Source organism: Enterococcus casseliflavus, from assembly GCF_029215545.1.
Lineage (GTDB): Bacteria > Bacillota > Bacilli > Lactobacillales > Enterococcaceae > Enterococcus_D > Enterococcus_D casseliflavus.
Genome location: NZ_CP119393.1, coordinates 600993 through 620626 on the forward strand (window position 1 = coordinate 600993; position 19634 = coordinate 620626).

The following is a 19634-nucleotide window of genomic DNA, read 5'->3' on the forward strand; positions in this document are numbered from 1 at the left end:
TTTTGGGTATTTTTAATTTCCCCATGCACGTTGGAAAGAATCTTCCCCAAAATTCCTTCTGTCGGTATTATATCCTATAACACCTGAATGTGACAAATGATAACCCTTAAATATAGGTAGATTTTTTCTGTAAAGGGGGAAAAGATTGAAAATTTAGACAGTATTGCCTTCTTTTTGCGCTTCTTTCCACGAAAGGTCTTTTCTTTTTTACAAGATATGATAAACTAGTAAAAATGTATTTTTATTCGAGGAGTGATTTGATGAGTACAGGGTATCACGTAGCAGTTGTCGGGGCTACCGGCGCAGTAGGAACAAAAATGATTGAGATGTTGGAGAAGACCACGTTGCCGATCAAAAAAATAACGTTGTTGGCATCCAAACGTTCTGCTGGGAAGACCCTTGTGTTCAAAAATGAACCGCTCGTTATTCAAGAGCTGACCACAGATTCCTTTGCAGGCGTCGATATTGCATTGTTCAGTGCCGGTGGCGGCATTTCAAAACAATTTGCTCCAGAAGCAGTCAAACACGGTGCAGTCGTGATCGACAATACCAGTCATTTTCGGATGGACCCGAATGTTCCTCTAGTCGTTCCTGAGGTGAATCCTCATGCATTAGCGCAACATAAAGGAATCATTGCCAATCCGAATTGTTCAACGATTCAAATGATGGTGGCATTAGAACCGATTCGTCAAAAAGTCGGTTTATCGAGGATCTTGGTTTCGACGTATCAAGCAGTTTCAGGTGCTGGCGCACAAGCCTTGGCTGAATTGACTCGTGAATCTCAAGAATTATTAGCTGGCAAAGCCGCTGATGAACTAATCCCTGAGATTTTACCAGCAGGCAGCGACAAAAAGCACTACCCGATCGCGTTTAACGCCTTGCCGCAAATCGATGTTTTCGCCGAAGAGGATTATACTTACGAAGAGTGGAAAATGATCAATGAAACGAAGAAGATCATGGAAGATACGCAGATCAAAGTAGCAGCTACATGTGTGCGGATCCCTGTGTTTAGCGGTCATTCAGAGTCGATTTATATCGAGACCAAAGACCATGCTAGTGTTGAGGAAGTCAGACAGTGGATCAGCGAAGCGCCAGGAGCTGTCTTGCAAGATGATCCGAGTCAACAAGTGTACCCGCAAGCTTTGACCAGTGTGGACAAAACAGAAACCTTTGTTGGTCGGATTCGCAAAGATTTGGATGTCGAAAACGGCTTGCATTTATGGGTCGTTTCTGATAATTTGCTGAAAGGTGCGGCATGGAACTCCGTTCAAATCGCCGAAAGCCTGCATCAGCAAGGATTCGTTCATGTGTAAACCATAAGTTTTTCAGAAAAGTGTGGTGAATGCCACGCTTTTCTTTTTTTTGTTGTATAATAATAGGGACGGCTTATGCTTGGGAAATAATACAGTAGAAAAAAATTAAGAGGTGAATAAAAGTGGAAACGATAAAAATCATTCCTCTTGGCGGTGTACGCGAAAACGGAAAGAACATGTACATTGCTGAAGTTGGCGAGGATATATTTGTGCTGGATTGCGGTGTCCGTTATCCAGAAAATGAATTATTAGGGATCGATACAGTGATTCCAGACTTCACATATTTAGAAGAAAATGCCGACCGTGTGGCGGGTGTCTTCTTGACCCATGGGCATGCAGATGCGATTGGTGCATTGCCTTATTTCTTGGAGAATATCCAAGTACCGGTCTTTGGGACCGAGTTAACGATCGAACTAGCAAAATTGACCGTGAATAAAAATGAAGCTACCAAGCGCTTCAAAGATTTTCATGTGATCGATGAACATTCGGAGATCGACTTTGGTCATGCGACCATCAGCTTTTTCCGTACGACCCATTCTATCCCTGATTCTGTTGGGATCAGCGTCAAAACAGAAGCTGGCAATATCGTTTATACAGGAGATTTCAAGTTTGACCAAACAGCGATCCCTATGTATCAAACCGATTTTGGCCGCTTAGCGGAAATTGGAAAAGAAGGAGTCTTAGCCTTACTAAGCACGTCTTCAAATGCCGAAAATCCAACGCCGATCGCTTCTGAATTGACGATCCAAGATGAAGTTTACGACAATATCCGTTATTGGGAAGGTCGAATCATCGTCGCTAGTGTTGCCAGCAATTTGCAACGGGTGCAACAAGTATTAGATGCGGCGTTTCGTTCTGATCGCAAAGTCGTTTTGACCGGGCAAGATTTTGGTCGGATCATCAAAACGGCCATGAAGTTAGGGAAATTAAAATTACCTGCCGAAGACTTGCTGATCACCCAAAAAGAAATGAAAAAATACTCAGACGAACAGTTGCTGATTTTAGAAACAGGTCGTATGGGTGAACCAATCAAAGCGTTGCAAAAAATGGCCAACGGCTCTCACCGGACGCTGCGTATCAAAGAAGGAGATCTTGTTTACATCACAACAACGCCGACAACGGCAATGGAAACTGTGGTTGCGAAAACGGAAGATATCATCTATCGCGCTGGCGGTACCGTAAAACAGATCTCGGATAATTTCCGTGTTTCTGGTCATGCCAACCCGAATGATCTGCAGCTGATGTTGAATATGATGAAACCGAAGTATTTTATCCCTATTCAAGGCGAGTACCGCCAATTAGCCGCCCATGTGGACTTGGCGCAAGAAGTCGGGATTCCGATGAAAAATATCTTCATTACTGCACGTGGAGATGTGTTAGAGTACAAAAAAGGCGAAATGATCGCCGCAGGTGCGGTCCCAGCTGAAAACGTCATGATCGATGGGATCGGTGTCGGTGACATTGGGAATATCGTCCTGCGAGACCGCAAAGTCTTATCTGAAGACGGAATCTTCGTTGCGGTAGTGACGATCAATCGTCGCGAAAAGAAAATTATTTCTGCACCACAAATCACTTCTCGCGGATTCGTCTATGTGAAAGCCAGCCGCGATCTGATTCGTGAAAGTGGCGAGATCGTGGAAGAAATCGTAGAAAAACACCTTCATGATGAAGAGTTTGAATGGAGCAAATTGAAACAAGATATCCGTGATCGTTTGAGTCGTTTCTTGTTTGAACAAACCAAACGCCGTCCAGTCATCTTGCCGGTCATCATGGAATCAAGCCAAAGAAATCGCAACCGTAAATAATTCGTTTTGACCTACTGACAAAAGCAGGTGAAAGAATAGCCGTTTGACGGCCGATTTCTTTTCACCGAAGCTTTTGTCTTTTTTTATGTAAGAAAACAGGTGGCGGTTTTTTTACAAAATGACCCTTATTTTGGTCGTGATGAGCAGATAAGGATTGACGGCGAATGGATTTCGATCAATAATACAAAGTTGTCCCCCTAAGACTAGAGGAACAAAACAAGCAAAGAGAGGATGGTCGATTTGTGAATAGTTATCAAGAAAATCCCGTAGTACAACAGAGAAAGTGGTGGATTCTCATTGCTGTTTCGATGTTTACCTTTATGTCAACACTGGATGGGAGTATCGTAAATATCGCTTTGCCGACGATCTCGGCAGATATGGGTGTCCCTATGAATCAAGCGGAGTGGGTCGTATCCGTCTACTTGATGATCGTTTGTGCCTGCCTTTTGTTATTCGGTAAGGTAGGCGATAGTTGGGGCAAAATCAAAGTATTCCGCTTGGGGATGCTGATCTTTATTATCGGTTCGCTGTTATGCGGGTTTAATCATTCCTTAGCATTTCTGCTATTTGCTCGAGTCGTGCAAGCGATCGGAGCCAGCATGACGATGGCGACAAATACCGGTATCATTACTGAAGTTTTTCCTATGAGTGAACGAGGACGCGCCTTAGGGATGATTGGTGCCTTTGTTTCGTTAGGCTCCATCGCCGGTCCTGGATTAGGCGGAGTGATTTTGGCGCATTTTTCTTGGCCGTTTATTTTTTGGATCAATGTTCCAGTCGGTATTCTGACAATGATTGCTGGAGAAAAGGTGTTGCCAAAAGATATCACCATGAGTCATGATTCCATCGATAAAACCGGGTTTGTGCTGTTTTCAATTGCAATTATCAGCTTCTTCGGCGGCATTTTTCTTGGACAAGAGCGTGGCTTTTTAACGTGGCTACCACTGCTACTGGTGGGGATCGCCTTAGTGGCATTCATCGTCTTTTTGCGAGTAGAAGCGCGTGTGAGCAAACCGCTGATTACCTTTGGGATCTTTCGTAATAAAATTTTCACCATGAGCCTGATCACGGCGCTGCTGATCTTTTCTGCAAACTTTTTTGTCAATGTTGTGATTCCCTTTTACTTGCAAAGTGCCCGAGGCTTAACGCCGAGCGTGGCAGGAATGCTGATGATGGTCTTTCCCTTAATGATGGTCATTGGTTCACCACTTAGCGGCTATTTGACGGACCGTGTAGGACCGGAGATCTTGGTCTTAGCTGGCTTAGCGTTGCTGTCCATCACTCAGCTGATGTATATGTTTATGAATCAGCATACGCCGATTTGGTACTATGTCGTCGCTACTGCTATCATGGGGTTAGGCAATTCGTTGTTCCAATCCCCCAACAATACGATGGTGATGAGCAGCGTCACCAAAGAAAATCTTGGGGTGGCAGGTAGTCTAAATTCCTTTGCCCGTAACTTGGGCATGGTCTTAGGGATATCCTTAGCAACGACGATTCTTTATGCCGCAATGAGTCAAGCCTATGGGAAGCATGTGACGACCTATATCGCAGGTCGGGCAGATATTTTTGCCTATGGCATGAAAATCACCTTCTTTGGGGCGTTCCTTCTTTGTATCACAGCGTTATTCTTAACAGTCTGGCGCATCTATAAACAAGGCGGACGTAAGAAAACGCTATGATCGCTTGAAGTCATCAGGTCGAACTGTTCTATTCCTTATTCAGAAAGGGTAGAACAGTTTTTTTATTTTTCTTGACAAGAACCAGAAAAAGGACGGATGTAATAAAGCTGCCAGAATTTGTGCTTTTGGATTTCTTGCGTTATCTGTTATAATGAAAAATATTAGACTGTATTACTTAGATGGAAAGGGGAATGTTGTATGAAACTTACGTATCACGGACACTCGGTGCTTGCTATCCAATTAGCGGATGGCCAAAAATTGTTGTTTGACCCTTTTATTACTGGAAATGCTCTGACTGATTTGGATGCAGACACAGTGGAAACCGATTGGCTTTTGATCACGCATGGTCATAGCGATCATATTGGGGACATGGTGCCGATCGCCAAAAGAAATGAAGCACCAGTGATCAGTGTCGTTGAAATTTGCCGCTATGCAGCCCGCAAAGGCGTTGCTGAGACGCATGGCATGAATATGGGAGGCTCTTTTGAGTTCCCGTTTGGCAAAATCTCAATGGTGGAAGCGAAACACAGCTCTGGTCTTGAAGAAGACGGAACGATGATCTATATGGGCAACCCAGTGGGGATCATTTTAGAAGCAGAAGGCAAAACCATCTACCACGCTGGCGATACTGCCCTCTTTAGCGATATGGCGATGATCGGTGAACGTTTCGACATCGATGTGGCGTTTTTACCGATCGGGGATAATTTTACGATGGGCGTTCAAGATGCTGCAACAGCAGCGGCGCTTTTAAACGCGAGCAAAGTAGTACCGATCCATTACAATACGTTTCCAATGATCAAGCAAGATCCGCAAACCTTCGTGAATTTATTGCCGGCAGGTGTGGGCCAGATCCTTGCAGTCGGTGAGACATTAGAAGTTTAAGCAACAGGAAGATTCGTAGTAGGAATAGGGGATAATTATGGCGACAAAACACGACTTGATTTTAGCGCATATCGAGAATCTGCCTGTAGGCGATCGCATCTCGGTGCGGGGAATCGCAAAAGACTTGAATGTCAGTGAAGGAACAGCCTATCGGGCGATCAAAGATGCGGAAAATATCGGCTTGGTTTCAACGATCCAACGTGTGGGAACTATTCGGATTGAACGGAAACTAAAGAAACACATTGAAAAACTAACTTTCGGCGAAGTCGTCCAAATCATTGAAGGCGATGTTTTGGGCGGCGCAGCCGGTTTAGACAAAGACTTGAACAAATTTGTTATCGGCGCCATGAAGGAATCGGCAATGGAACGCTACATCACGCCTGGTTCCTTAGTGATCGTCGGAAACCGTAACGAAGTCCACAAGTTGGCACTGGAAGATGGCGCAGCCGTCTTGATCACGGGGGGCTTTGAAACCTCAGAGGAAATCTGTCGCTTAGCAGACGAATTGGAGCTGCCGATTTTACAAACGACCTATGACACCTTTACCGTGGCAACGATGATCAACCGTGCCTTGAGCGACCAGCTGATCAAAAAGGACATCATGCTGGTGAGTGACATTTATATGCCATTGGAAAAAACCAAGTATCTACACACCTTTGATACGGTCAAGGATTACAAACTGCTTTCGGAGTCTACCAACCACTCCCGCTATCCAGTCGTCAACAAGAATATGCGGGTCGTTGGGATCATCACAGCCAAAGATGTCCTAGAAAAGCCTGACACGCAGATCATCGAACGAATCATGACCCGGGAACCACGGGTCGTAAAAAAAGAGATGAGTGTGGCCTCTGCCAGCCATCAGATGATTTGGGATGGCTTAGAAGTGATGCCCGTCGTAGCAGATGACCTTTCTTTGATTGGGATCGTTACACGCCAAGACATCATGAAAGCGATGCAGATGGTCCAACGACAAACACAAATTTCAGATACGATTTCAGACCAAATCTCGGGACAGATGCAAGTCATCGAACAAGATTTTGAAGGGAACAAATTGCCGCAGCCACATTTCAGCTTTGCGGTGACGCCTCAAATGGTCAATGAAGTCGGAACGATCTCTTTTGGTGTCTTGAGTGAAGTGATCGCGAATACGGCAAAACGTACCATGCAGTTGAATCAACGGCGCAATAGTTGGATCGAGCAAGTCAATCTGCATTACTTCCGTTTGATCCAATTAGAAAGCGAGATCATCATTCAACCGAAGATTCTAGAACTGGGGCGACGTTCGGCGAAAATCGATATCGAAGTATCGATCGAAAATTCCTTAGTGGCAAAAGCGATCGTGGTATGCCAAGTAATGGAACGCCCATAAATCATCGAAAACGGCACTTATGGAAAAATTTTAGAGAGAAAGTTGAGACCATTCATGAAGGTACAAGAAGAAATACTTGCAACAATCAAAGCATTCGACCGAATCATTATCCATCGGCACCAACGCCCTGATCCAGATGCATTAGGATCACAAGTGGGCTTGGCAGAAATTTTACGAGCTAGTTTTCCCAAAAAAGAAATCTATCAAGTCGGCGGACCTGTTGAAGGATTGGATTACTTGGCGCTGATGCAGACGATCCCTGATGATTTGTATAAAGGAGCGTTGGTGATCGTTACAGATACGGCCAATGCACCACGGGTCAGTGACCAACGCTATGATCAAGGGGCGAAATTGATCAAAATCGATCATCACCCTAATGATGAGCCTTACGGAGAGCTGGTCTGGGTCAATACGAAAGCCAGCAGCTGTAGTGAGATGATCGTTTCATTTTGGCAAATGTTTCAAAACGAGCTGACGATGACGCAAGAAGCGGCTCGTCTGCTGTATGCGGGCATCGTTGGTGATACTGGACGGTTTTTATATCCGGCAACGACAGCGACAACGCTGCGCTTAGCGGCTGAACTATTGGATTACGGTTTTGATGCACCGAAGATCAATCGGCAATTGGATCAAGTCTCTCGCAGTGTTGCTCGCCTTTCAGGGTATGTCTACGAAAACATCGAGATCGATGAGATTGGTGCTGGCAAAGTGATCCTATCACAAGAATTGCAGCAGCGTTTTGGCGTAGTGGATTCGGAAACCTCAGCAGTCGTTTCCTTACCAGGGAAAATCGACGAAGTGATGGCTTGGGCGATCTTTGTCGAACAACCAGAAGGCTATTATCGGGTGCGGATGCGTTCGAAAGGTCCAGTGATCAATGAGATCGCCAAACGCCATCATGGCGGCGGACATCCCCTTGCCAGTGGAGCAAACGCAAAAGACCTTGAAGAAGTTGCCGTGATCTATCAAGAGATCCAAGCAGCGATCAAAGAATTTCAAGCAGAATAAACACTTACAAGAACATTTACCAATAGAAAAAGGGCGTGCCAAAAGCTTTCGGCACGCCCTTTTTTAGACAAAACGCAGCGCAGGCTCATCACTGAACCCGCACTGCGTTTTTTTGTTTATTTTTGAGAAAAGCGCGGTTTAGCCCCGTAGATCGTCTAAAAATTCGGTTTTGCTTTTCGTTTTCTCGTCTTTCATTTTGATGACTTTGGCTGGTGAGCCAGCAACGACTGCGCCAGCAGGGACATCTTCCGTTACCACAGAACCGGCAGCGACGACTGCACCTTCGCCGACACGGACGCCTTCAAGGACGACGGCATTTGCACCGATCAAAACATTGTCTTCAATGATGACTGGGCTTGCTGAAGGTGGCTCAAGAACGCCAGCCAAGACAGCACCAGCGCCAATATGGGCTTTTTTCCCAACGGTTGCTCGGGCGCCTAAAATCGCACCCATGTCGATCATGGTTTCTTCACCAACGACGGCACCAATGTTGATCACGGCCCCCATCATGATAACGGCATTTTTTTCAATGATGGCTTGGTCACGGATAAAGGCACCTGGTTCGATACGGGCATCGACTTTCGTCAAGTCCAATAAAGGGATCGCTGAGTTGCGGCGATCATTTTCCAGATAGTGATCGGTGATTTTGTCTTGGTGCGCGGTTAAAAACTCAGCCACTTTTTGACTGTCACCAACCACGAAATAGAAGGTGCCGTTACCAAACAATTGGATACCATCTGCTTGGACGTTACTAAGATCTCCATTGATATAGACTTTTACAGGTGTTTGTTTATTTGCTTCTTTGATGTATTTTGCTAATTGATAAGGATCGGAAAATTGTAATTCTGTCATGAGAGACCACCTTTACTTGTCGATTAGATTTTTCATGGAATAAAAACCAGCTGGTTGGTTGGCTAAAAATTCCGCTGCTTTTAGCGCACCATTGGCGAAGATTTCGCGGGAGAGCGCTGTGTGTTTTAATTCAATGATTTCATCCTGCCCAGCGTAGATGACAATGTGTTCTCCAGGAATCGTTCCGCCGCGAACGGCATGGATGCCCATCTGCTTGCGGTCATTTACTAGATCACTGCCTTCACGCCCGTAGAGATACTCTTTTTTCGTTTCGCAGCTGTCATTGATACTATCTGCCAACAGCAAAGCTGTACCACTTGGTGCATCGAGTTTTTGATTATGATGCTTTTCGATGATCTCAATGTCAAAGTCAGCTTCTAATGCGGGGGTGATACTTTGTAGTGCTTTGATCAGTACATTGATCCCCAACGACATATTGGCAGAATAGAAAACTGGGATCACTTTAGCAGCCAACGGCAGCATCATCTGCGTGTCTTCCGTCAAACCAGTTGTAGCAACCACGATAGGCAGCTGCTGTTCGACACAATAGTTCAATAAGGCAGGGACATTGCTATAATGAGAAAAATCAATCACCAAATCGATCGGCTGCGTGATTTTTTCTGGACGATCATAGATTGGAAAGGGACCATCTAATTGCTCGGTACGATCCAATCCGGCGGCCACTTCTAACTGAGGGTGCTTTGCGATCAGGCTTTGCAACACTTTGCCCATACGACCGTTTGCACCGCTTAATAAAATCTGTTTCACCAAAAACTCCTCCTTACAGCAATCCGTAATTGGTCATTTCTTCTTCTAAATGAACGAGGGTCGCATCTTCTGGGACACCCAAAGGCAAACGATAATGCAATTCGCATTTGCCTAGCAAGGAGACCGCTGCTTTGATCGGCACAGGATTTACTTCACTGAAAATCGCATCGATCAACGGTTTTTGTCGCAATTGCTCTTTGATGGCGGCTTTTACATCACCATTTAAGAAATCAGCAACGAGTTGTGCCGTTTGTTTCGGAGCGATATTGCCGATCGTTGAAATCACGCCAGAGCCACCTAAAGCTAGAATTGGGGTTACTTGATCGTCATTTCCTGAGTAGATAGCAAAGTCATCATCCGCAAGACGAGCGATTTCTGCGATTTGCGAAATGTCGCCGCTGGCTTCTTTGATGCCTTTGATATTAGGGATTTTTTTCAGTTCTGCCACAGCTTCAGGTGTTAAATTTAAGCCGGTTCTTGAGCTGACGGAGTATAAGATCACTGGCAGTTCAACGCTTTGACAGATTGCTTCATAGTGAGCGACTAAACTTTTCTTGGTCGCTTTGTTGTAGTAGGGTGTTACAACCAATAATGCGTCAGCACCAACGCGCTGTGCTTCTTTTGAAAGATGGATCCCATGTTGGGTGTTGTTGGAGCCTGTTCCGCCGATGACGGGGATTCGACCAGCAACTTGTTTTACCACCGCTTCGATCACCGCGATATGTTCTTCATCGTCTAACGTGGATGCTTCACCGGTCGTACCGCATGCAATGATTGCATTCGTTCCTTGCTGCACATGCCACTCCGCTAACTCCTTCAGCTTATCGAAATCCACCGAACCATCTTGAAGCATAGGGGTGATCAACGCAACGCCAGAACCTTTGAATATTGTCAAACTACGACACATCCTTTCAACCAATTTATTTTTCGTAACTCTACGTATAAGTGTACCAAAACGAGGGGTAAATTTTTCAATAAAAATCGAAACATTTCGACAATTTATACTATAGATTATTCGAATTATATACTATAATATTAAACAATATCAATGAAAAACTGAATATTCGTTGGTTTTTATGGATATTTTTAAAAGGAATGAATAGAAAGGTGTTTTAACATGCAAGTATCGCAAGCAGTCAAAGAATTAACCGAAGACGTGGTTCGTTTTCGTCGTGAATTACATACAATCCCTGAATTAGGGTTAACTGAGTTCAAAACAAAGGAATACTTGCTGCGTCAGTTGCAATCCTTTGGAATCAAAGAAATCTATCCAGTGATTGAAACCGGCTTGATTGCTGTCTTTCGCAGCGATCGTCCAGGAAAGACGCTGGCCTTTCGAACGGATATCGATGCACTGCCGATCAAAGAAGAGACAGGTGTTTCCTTTGTTTCCAAACATGAAGGGAAAATGCATGCCTGCGGTCATGACGGCCATATGGCAACGATGCTAGGGTTTGCTAAATATTTAGCAACACATCCTGAAGTGATTCGTGGAACGATCGTTTTGATTTTCCAACCAGCCGAGGAAAGCCCCGGTGGCGCTCAATTGATGATCGATGAAGGCATCTTACGAGATTTTGGCGTGGAAAAAATCGTGGGGCTGCATGTCTTCCCAGACTTTCCCGAAGGAGTCATTGCGAGCCGGAAAGGTCCGATGATGGCCCGTAACGGCGAGATCAATCTAACGATCAACGGCACGAGTGCCCATGGTGCCCAGCCTCATCAAGGACATGATGCCATTTTAGCCGCGGCTGCGATTATTCAAGGATTGCATTCGATCATTTCACGCAATATCAGCCCGCTTTCTGCTGGGGTCATCACTTTTGGGAAGATCCATGGGGGAGATGCGGAAAATATCATTCCCGGCAAGGTCGTTTTAAAAGGAACGATGCGGGCGTTTGAAGATGAAGTCTATGAAACGATGACGCGCAGAATCACCACCGTCGCACAAGAAATCGCCAAAGGATATGATTGCACGGCGGATGTCGAATTCGAGCACCTTTATCGTGTCGTGGACAATGATCCTGAGATGGTGGAAGTGTTGGAAAAAGTGGTCGGGGAGAGCTACCGAGAAACACCGCCATATATGTTGGCAGAGGATTTTTCGATGTACCAAAAGGAGATCCCAGGCGTCTTTTTCTTTGTGGGTACCCGAAATGAAGAAAAAGGCTATGTCCACCCTTTACACAGCAGCAAAATGAATTTTGACGAAAAAAATCTATTGCAAGGCATCGAATGCTACGTTCGTTTGATCGAGGCGTTGAACGAGCCAACAGACAAGGAGTAAAGCGATGGCAAAAGAAATCAAGAACAATCACTTATACATTGACGGTTGTGATACCGTTGAGCTGGCAAAAACCTTCGGAACCCCCCTTTACGTGTATTCCGTTTCGGAGATTCGCGAAGAATGCCAAAAGATTCAGGCGCAGTTTTTGACGCGCTACAGCAAGACACGAGCAGCCTATGCCGCTAAAGCTTTCTGTACCACAGCGATGCTGCAAGTGATCAAGTCAGAAGGACTCTCATTAGACGTGGTTAGCGGTGGAGAGCTGTATACAGCGATCCAAGCTGATTTTCCAGCAGAACACATCGAGTTTAACGGCAATAATAAATCGATTGAAGAATTAGCAGCTGCCCTTGATTATGGCGTAGGACGGATCATCGTTGATGGCATTCAAGAAGTCGGCTTGATCCGCGCGTTATGTCAAGAAAAGCAAGTCGTTGCTAAAATTTTGTTGCGCATCACACCCGAGGTTTCGGTCAGCACCCATCAATTTATCTCGACCGGACAAAAAGATTCGAAATTCGGGATTCCTTTAGATGAAGAAATCTTATTTCCGTTAGTGGAAGAAGTGATTCAAGCACCTGAATTGGATTTCTATGGCCTGCATTTTCATGTCGGCAGTCAATTGTCGGACAATCGCTCACATCTAGCGGCAGTTGATGCGGCTTTGGCCCTTGTCCAAACCATTCATGAACGCTTTGATTATTGGATCAAAGAACTAAATGTTGGCGGCGGCTTTGGCGTTCGATACACAGACGCAGATATTCGCCAACCCTACAGCTACTTTTTAGATCCTGTGATGGAAAAAATAGATGCCTTTTATGCGCAGCACCAGAGCGAACGTCCGACCATCGTTATTGAACCTGGGCGCAGTATCGTCGCAGAAGCAGGTATCAGTTTGCACACCATCGGCAGTATCAAGACATTGCCGGGAATCAGAACATACGCCAGCATTGACGGTGGCATGACAGACAATATTCGTCCTGGTCTTTATCAGGCAACTTACACTGGGATCTTAGCCAACCGCGCTTCCGAAGCTGCGACACAAAAGGTCACCATTTCTGGCAAAGCTTGTGAGAGCACGGACATCTTAGTAAAAGATCTTGCATTACCGCCCGTTGAAACTGGGGATCTGTTTGCTACGTTCGCAACAGGAGCTTATGGCTATTCGATGGCCAGCAGCTACAATAATTTACAGATTCCCGCAGTCGTCTTTGTGGAAAACGGCCAAGCGGAATTAGCCGTTAAACGCCAGTCCTACGAGCAAATGCTGCAAAATGAAGTGGTTCCTTCGTTTCTAAAAGAGGGAGCTTCCAGCAAGTAAAATTTGAAAAGCAGGTGACAACATGACGATTCCTTATACAAAAATGCAAGGTGCAGGAAATGATTTTATCGTAATCGATAACCGCACATTGAAATTCTCCCATGAACAACTGTCGCAATTTGCTGCTCAGGTTTGCCATCGGAAATTTTCTGTTGGCGCGGATGCAGTCATGGCAGTGGATTTTCCCACAGGAACCGCTGATTTTCGGATGCGGTTTTACAATGCTGATGGGACCGAAGCAGAAATGTGCGGCAACGGCGTTCGCTGTATTGCCCGTTATGCCTTTGAGAAGGGAATTGCTGGCGAGCAGATGACCATCGAAACAGTTGCTGGCGATGTCCCCGCATGGCGCTTGTCGGCAAAACACTACAAAGTAACCTTGAATCCACCCACCGTGACTACATTTGATCAAGCGTACCCGAATCCAATGGTTTCTTTCGTGGACTATGTGGAATTGGGTGATCCAGGAATCCCTCATGCGGTGATTCACTATCCTGGCCTGGCAGAAACTGAGTTGGAACAGCTGGCTGAACTTGCCAAAGAGATACGCTATTGGGAGGTTTTCCCCAAAGGGGCGAATGTCAATTTCTATGAAGAAGATGACAAGGGTGATCTGATCGTTCGCACGTATGAACGAGGGGTGGAAGGTTTTACCTATGCGTGCGGCACAGGTTCTGGTGCCACTGCGTATGTCGTGACCAAACGTCATCAGCAAGCGGCAGCGAATGTCTTGCTGCACGTGTTAGGTGGCGAGTTAACGGTAGAAGTTGATGTTGATCAGGGCGCATTAGAATTGATCGGTGATGCGGTTATGGTCTCTGAAGGCTTGATTCTAGATGAGAATTTGACTCTGTAAACACTGTGAAAGTTATTGCAAAAAGATGATATTTTCGTGAAAAAAAGAATTGACATTCATTTGAGGCTATCGTATAGTTAAACACAAATTAAAAAACACGCGATGATAAGAAGAGTAAGTCAGTTTCGATTGGATCAGAGAGCTCGGATTGGTGAGAAAGAGCACAGCCGTTTGACTGAAGATGGCCTTGGAGCGTTTGGACGTGAGCAAAAGCAAGCGTGCAGCGGGATTGCCCGTTACAGCAAAGCAGTTGATAAACTGATAAGGTTGGCAGCTTGTGCCAATGAATTAAAGGTGGTACCACGAACATGGTTGTTTCGTCCTTTCTCTATGATGGAGAAAGGACGTTTTTTTATTATAAAAAGGGGGAACTAAAAAATGAAACAGTTGAAAAAGGGAATCGTTGGGTTAGTTGCTGCTGCTGTCTTAATTACATTGGCAGCTTGTGGCAATACTAGCAGCACGGAGGATACACAGTCTGGTGAAAACAGTGTAGATGCAGTGGAAGAAAAAGTCGTTGGAGTGGCACCTGGACCATATGGGGATATGGTGACAGAGGTGATCTCTCCATTACTGGAAGAAAAAGGGTATCAACTAACGACCAAAGTGTTTAATGATTATATTCAGCCGAACAATGCCTTGGCGAATGGCCAAATCGATGCCAATTTGTTTCAGCATACGGCCTATCTAGAAAAATTTTCGGCAGATAACCAGTTATCTCTTACGGCATTACAAAAAGTGCCAACATTGGGAATGGGCATCTATTCGAAGCAACTGTCCAGCTTGGATGAGTTAGCAGACGGGGCGACTGTTTCGATTGCCAATGATGCCTCAAATTTAGCTCGGACCTTGCAACTGTTAGCTGCCAATGAGTTGATCACCATCGCAGACAATATCGACGAAACGAAGGCAACGGTGAATGATATCGAAGAAAATCCGAAGAATCTGACATTTAAAGAATTAGACGCAGCCCAATTGGCTCGTTCGTTAGATACAGTCGATTTAGCTTTAGTACCAGGAAACTTCGCTTGGGCGGCTTCTCTTGATCCTGCAGATGCTTTGGCGTTGGAGTCGTTGAAAGAAGAATATAAAAATGTCTTTGTGGTGTCCACCGAAGAAGAAGACAGTGATTTTGCTAAGGCAGTTACGGAAGTATTAGAAAGTGATGCATTTAAAGAAGCGATTGCCGAATCACCGTTCAGCAACTTTGATCAACCGAAATTTTGGGCTGAGTAAGAAGGGCATATCTTATGGCAAAAATAGAAGTAAAACAAGTATCAGTGGCATTCACTCATAAAAAACAAATCAAAAAAGCAGTGGATTCCGTTGATTTTTCCGTTAAAGCTGGAGAAGTATACGGGATCGTCGGATTGAGCGGGGCTGGGAAAAGTACCTTGGTTCGTACGTTGAATCTACTGCAGGTGCCCTCTAGCGGTCAAATTCTGATTGATGGTCAAGACATCACGCAAGCCAAAGGCAAACACTTGCGTGAAGTACGACAAAAAATCGGGATGATCTTTCAGCATTTCAATCTGATCCATAATCGAACCATCAAGGAAAATTTAGCCTTTGCTTTGCGCGCTGGTGATTATCCGAAAGATCAGCAAGAAGCGAGGATCAAGGAACTGTTGGAAATGGTGGATCTGCCTCACAAAATTCACGAGTATCCGAATAATTTGTCTGGGGGAGAAAAGCAACGGATCGGCATTGCACGAGCGATTGCCAACGAACCTGAGATTTTGTTGTGTGACGAAGCTACCAGTGCGTTAGATGTTGAAACGACCGAAGAAATTTTGAAATTGTTGATCCGAATCAAGGAACAGACAGGCATCACCATCGTCTTTATCACTCATGAATTGGATGTTGCCCGTAAGTTTTTTGATCGGGTGGCAGTGATGGAAAAGGGGCACATCGTTGAAGAACAAACGACCTATGGCTTGTTCAGTCAGCCTAAACAGCCTATTACGAAAAAACTGGTAGGCCGCTACTTGGATCTGACGCTTCCTGAAGAGATTCTAGCATCTTTCACGCAAGGCGACTTGCTGGAATTGCGCTACCAAGGGGAGTATACGTTAGAACCGCTGATTTCGACTGTAGCCAAAGCCTACGATGTGTCGATCAATATCATCCATGGGAAAATTGAGTATATCAAAAAAGATGTGATCGGTATTTTGTATATCTATTTGACGGGACCCGCCGAAGAAGCAGCAAAAGCCCGAGAACACTTAGCTGCGAACGTCTTTTCTCTAAGAAAGATAGGTGAAGAAAATGGCTGAAACGATTGAGATTTTAAAAACAAACCTACCTCAAGCACTATGGGAAACATTCTTTATGGTGGGGACCTCAGCAATTATAGGAGTAGTTTTCGGCTTATTGATTGGATTAGTCCTGTTTTTAGTCGGCAGTAACCTTTTTCATAAAAATATTTTCTTGCATCATCTGGCCGATTTTGTCGTCAATGCAATCCGTTCGCTGCCATTTTTGATCTTATTGATTACGCTGATTCCGTTATCAGCGATGCTGATCGGTGATCCTTATACCCCAGCGGGTGGTGCGATTGCTTTATCGATTGCCGCGATTCCTTTTTACGCCCGAATCGCTGAATCCGCATTTGCCGAAATCGACTATGGCGTCCTTGAAGCCAGCGTCGCTTCTGGAGCATCGACGAGACAGATCGTTCGCGAAGTGATTTTACCAGAAAGTCTGCCAGCTTTGATTCGCGGATTTGTGCTAACTTTGATCAGTCTTTTAGGCTACTCAGCGATGGTGGGAACAATTGGCGCAGGCGGCATTGGCGATTTAGCAATTCAGTATGGTTATTATCGCTATGAAACGGCGATTTTGATTGTGGTGATTCTCCTGCTGATTCTTCTGGTACAAATCATCCAGTGGGTCGGCGATGCTTGTGCGAATCATTTCTCAAAATAATACCCAACGCTTTGTAGTTCCTTTTCGAATACACTTGAGTTATCGCTTCTGTTATTACTCTACAGAAGCGATTTTTTTTACTTACAGGTCACTGATTTTTGGTTGCACCTCTAATGGTTTTTCGGTATGCTGATGGTGAGTTGTTTTTTTACAGCGAAAATTATATTTTAAAGGAGCAACACTATGACTCAAATTCCTAACTGTCCAAATTGCCAATCTGAATACGCTTATGAAGACCGCGGGCTGTTTGTTTGTCCTGAATGCGGAAACGAATGGCAAGAGCAACAAGCGGCGGAAGAAGCACCCGTATATAAAGATGCCAACGGCAATATTTTAGTCGATGGCGATACAGTAACGGTCATCAAAGACTTGAAAGTCAAAGGCGCATCTGGCGCCATCAAACAAGGAACGAAAGTGAAAAACATCAAATTAGTCGAAGGCGACCACAACATTGATTGCAAGATCGATGGCTTCGGCGCAATGAAACTAAAATCAGAATTTGTAAAAAAAGGTTAAAAACAAAATCTTCCAGTCATCTTCATAATTTTTTCACCACTTTAATGGTAAAATAAGGTCAAAGATTAAAAGGGGGAATTTTATCGTGTATGGTATGGGCGGATACGGGTTCGGCTTTTTTTATGACCCGACTTTCATTCTTGTAATTATCGGTATGGTGATTTCGCTAGCAGCGTCAGCGTACGTCAAAAGTACCTTTAACAAATATGACAAAGTCAGAAGTAAAAATAATATTACCGGCACAAAAGCGGCGCAGTACATCTTGCAAAGCCAAGGAATCAATAATGTGGGTGTGCAAGCGATCGCTGGTGATTTGACGGATAATTACAATTCTGGCAACAAAATGCTGAGTTTATCGCAATCCACTGCACAATCAACTTCGGTAGCAGCAATCGGTGTTGCGGCTCATGAGTGTGGACACGCAGTCCAAGATGCCAAAGGTTACTTTCCTTTGCGTTTGCGTCATGCGATCGTACCGATCGCTAATATCGGAACCAGCATCTCGATCCCATTGATTTTGATTGGGGTCCTATTACGAGGATCGTTTCTGATCAACTTAGGCTTGTTGGCTTTCTCATTGGCGTTTATTTTCCAATTAGTGACCTTGCCAGTCGAGTTCGATGCCTCAAAACGGGCGATCCGTATTTTGGCAGATGGTGGCTTGTTAACAGAAGATGAAGTACCACAAGCAAGAAGAGTGCTCTTTGCCGCAGCGTTGACGTATGTCGCAGCTGCCGTAGCAACCTTATTGCAGCTCTTACGTTTGATTATTTTATTCGGTAATAACAACCGTCGGAATTAATCGACAGTATGACAGAAAAAAGACCAGCTCAGGCATCCTGAACTGGTCTTTTTTCGTTATTCTACTATTAAGTAAATGTAATAGACGTTTTCAATGCTTTTTAAATTTTCTTCGGACAAGTTATTTTCCATCACATCATATAATTTTAGGTCGCCACCTTGTGCAATGTACATCAAAGGAATCTCAACATTTTTTTTGATTTCTAGGGGATCTTCTTCAATGTGGTAGATTGCTCCCCCGGGAAGATCTTTGTCTTCTCCAAGAGAAATATACTGAAATGCCGTAAGATCTGTCGTTGTTTCTGATGCTCCGCCATTGGAAGATAAGTTTACGAGCAGCTTTTTTTCCCCTTTAGAAATGCCGATCGTTAAATAACCGTTATAATTGCTTTTGGTATCTGTCATTAAGGAAGCAATCAACTTGTGGGTTGTTTTCTCACCTTTGTGATAGTGATCAAAGTAAACCGTCATCGCTTGAGCTTGGGTATTAAATTTTAGCTGCGAGCCAAAATCAAATAACAGTCTGGAAAGATCCATTTGATTTTCGACTTGAACTAGATGATTATCTGGAACACCCGCTATTTTTTCTCCTCGAAAAGGACCGTAATTGTAATAGTTTAAATAAAGCCCCCCTGGTAGACCAATCAATACGAACAAAGACAGTACAGCAATAACAATTGTCCTACGTGTGTTTTTTAGCCGAGCTTTTTTCACGATTTTTTTAAAATCTTGCTCTTTAATAGCCATGATTCTTTTCCTCCATTCGTTTTTTCAGTTGTTTTCTTCCTCGATATAATGCTGTTTTGATACTATCTTCCGAGCGATTTAGTAAGAAGCTTATTTCTTTTAAGCTCAAATTTTCTGCGTACTTCATGATCAAAAGGGTGGAGGTAGAAACGGGTAATTCTTGAAGTGCCTCATAAAGATCATCATCAGTTTCTTGCCAGTTGATACTAGAAGCAGTCACTGGCAAATACTGCCTGACGATTTCTCGCCGTCGCTTTGTTTGTTTATACAACGTAAAGTAACCATTGATACCCACACGAAACAGCCACGGACGAATCGCTTCTGCGGATAAGACCGAATCGATTTCAAGGATTTTAACAACTGCTTCTTGAGCAATATCTTCGGCATCCTGTTGTGAAGCGCCGAGGGACTGCAGGTAATGAACCAAGTCATTCGTTAACTGCAGTAAATAATGTTCGTAAGCATCCAAACGCATTTTTCCCCCTCCTTAACAATACAA

General features: G+C 44.4%; 19 protein-coding genes and 1 other annotated feature. Of the genes, 14 read left to right on the plus strand and 5 right to left on the minus strand.

Translation table 11 applies throughout. The annotated features are described in order from the left end of the window. Window positions 1–260 precede the first annotated feature (260 nt). From P0G38_RS02885 to P0G38_RS02910, 6 genes are all read left to right on the plus strand, one after another. A complete protein-coding gene (locus P0G38_RS02885; RefSeq protein WP_275854002.1) occupies window positions 261–1313 on the plus strand; it encodes an aspartate-semialdehyde dehydrogenase in 1053 nt (350 codons plus the stop codon). Between the two features lie 122 nt (window positions 1314–1435). After that, window positions 1436–3118 (plus strand): ribonuclease J, encoded by a 1683-nt coding sequence (locus P0G38_RS02890; protein ID WP_005228243.1) that lies wholly within the window; start codon window positions 1436–1438, stop codon window positions 3116–3118. Window positions 3119–3360: 242 nt separating this feature from the next. Then, entirely contained in the window at window positions 3361–4800 is a 1440-nt protein-coding gene (locus P0G38_RS02895) for an MFS transporter (RefSeq protein WP_015510327.1), read from the plus strand. A 198-nt stretch (window positions 4801–4998) separates the two neighbouring features. Next, the gene (locus P0G38_RS02900; RefSeq protein WP_005228247.1) at window positions 4999–5682 is read left to right on the plus strand and encodes a metal-dependent hydrolase; all 684 of its coding nucleotides are present in this window, start codon (window positions 4999–5001) and stop codon (window positions 5680–5682) included. Between the two features lie 37 nt (window positions 5683–5719). Continuing rightward, a complete protein-coding gene (locus P0G38_RS02905) occupies window positions 5720–7051 on the plus strand; it encodes a DRTGG domain-containing protein (protein ID WP_005228249.1) in 1332 nt (443 codons plus the stop codon). Window positions 7052–7105: 54 nt separating this feature from the next. Then, complete coding sequence (locus tag P0G38_RS02910) at window positions 7106–8059, plus strand: DHH family phosphoesterase (protein ID WP_016609391.1); 954 nt, start codon at window positions 7106–7108, stop codon at window positions 8057–8059. A 138-nt stretch (window positions 8060–8197) separates the two neighbouring features. Here P0G38_RS02910 and dapD read toward each other — a convergent pair whose 3' ends face one another. Genes dapD through dapA form a run of 3 tightly spaced genes read right to left on the minus strand, consistent with a single transcriptional unit; the run spans window position 8198 to window position 10574 of the window. Then, the gene (dapD, locus tag P0G38_RS02915) at window positions 8198–8911 is read right to left on the minus strand and encodes a 2,3,4,5-tetrahydropyridine-2,6-dicarboxylate N-acetyltransferase (protein WP_005228253.1); all 714 of its coding nucleotides are present in this window, start codon (window positions 8909–8911) and stop codon (window positions 8198–8200) included. Between the two features lie 12 nt (window positions 8912–8923). Next, window positions 8924–9679: a 4-hydroxy-tetrahydrodipicolinate reductase gene (dapB, locus tag P0G38_RS02920; RefSeq protein WP_275854003.1), complete on the minus strand. Its 756-nt coding sequence runs from the start codon at window positions 9677–9679 to the stop codon at window positions 8924–8926. A gap of 13 nt (window positions 9680–9692) precedes the next feature. After that, entirely contained in the window at window positions 9693–10574 is an 882-nt protein-coding gene (gene dapA, locus P0G38_RS02925; protein WP_008380503.1) for a 4-hydroxy-tetrahydrodipicolinate synthase, read from the minus strand. Window positions 10575–10796: 222 nt separating this feature from the next. Here dapA and P0G38_RS02930 point away from each other — a divergent pair, with 222 nt between their 5' ends. From P0G38_RS02930 to P0G38_RS02965, 8 genes are all read left to right on the plus strand, one after another. Beyond that, entirely contained in the window at window positions 10797–11966 is a 1170-nt protein-coding gene (locus P0G38_RS02930) for a M20 metallopeptidase family protein (protein WP_005228259.1), read from the plus strand. A gap of 4 nt (window positions 11967–11970) precedes the next feature. After that, a complete protein-coding gene (gene lysA / locus P0G38_RS02935; protein ID WP_005228260.1) occupies window positions 11971–13287 on the plus strand; it encodes a diaminopimelate decarboxylase in 1317 nt (438 codons plus the stop codon). 22 nt (window positions 13288–13309) lie between these two features. After that, entirely contained in the window at window positions 13310–14143 is an 834-nt protein-coding gene (gene dapF, locus P0G38_RS02940; RefSeq protein WP_275854004.1) for a diaminopimelate epimerase, read from the plus strand. A gap of 93 nt (window positions 14144–14236) precedes the next feature. Continuing rightward, window positions 14237–14471, plus strand: a binding site (T-box leader). Window positions 14472–14521: 50 nt separating this feature from the next. Next, a complete protein-coding gene (locus P0G38_RS02945) occupies window positions 14522–15379 on the plus strand; it encodes a MetQ/NlpA family ABC transporter substrate-binding protein (RefSeq protein ID WP_016609385.1) in 858 nt (285 codons plus the stop codon). 14 nt (window positions 15380–15393) lie between these two features. Next, window positions 15394–16419, plus strand: a complete 1026-nt coding sequence (locus P0G38_RS02950) for a methionine ABC transporter ATP-binding protein (RefSeq protein WP_275854005.1) — start codon at window positions 15394–15396, stop codon at window positions 16417–16419. Then, window positions 16412–17071 carry a methionine ABC transporter permease gene (locus tag P0G38_RS02955; protein WP_016609383.1) on the plus strand — a complete coding sequence of 220 codons (660 nt, stop codon included), beginning with the start codon at window positions 16412–16414 and terminating at the stop codon, window positions 17069–17071. Before P0G38_RS02950 ends, P0G38_RS02955 begins: the two co-directional genes overlap by 8 nt. A 183-nt stretch (window positions 17072–17254) precedes the next feature. Next, window positions 17255–17587 (plus strand): zinc ribbon domain-containing protein YjdM, encoded by a 333-nt coding sequence (locus P0G38_RS02960; RefSeq protein WP_005228268.1) that lies wholly within the window; start codon window positions 17255–17257, stop codon window positions 17585–17587. 94 nt (window positions 17588–17681) lie between these two features. Beyond that, window positions 17682–18389, plus strand: a complete 708-nt coding sequence (locus P0G38_RS02965) for a zinc metallopeptidase (RefSeq protein WP_005228270.1) — start codon at window positions 17682–17684, stop codon at window positions 18387–18389. A 56-nt stretch (window positions 18390–18445) separates the two neighbouring features. Here P0G38_RS02965 and P0G38_RS02970 read toward each other — a convergent pair whose 3' ends face one another. Both P0G38_RS02970 and P0G38_RS02975 read right to left on the minus strand, forming a co-directional pair. Beyond that, window positions 18446–19135 carry a hypothetical protein gene (locus P0G38_RS02970; RefSeq protein WP_016608442.1) on the minus strand — a complete coding sequence of 230 codons (690 nt, stop codon included), beginning with the start codon at window positions 19133–19135 and terminating at the stop codon, window positions 18446–18448. After that, window positions 19125–19610: an RNA polymerase sigma factor gene (locus P0G38_RS02975; protein ID WP_074933168.1), complete on the minus strand. Its 486-nt coding sequence runs from the start codon at window positions 19608–19610 to the stop codon at window positions 19125–19127. Before P0G38_RS02975 ends, P0G38_RS02970 begins: the two co-directional genes overlap by 11 nt. Window positions 19611–19634 lie beyond the last annotated feature (24 nt).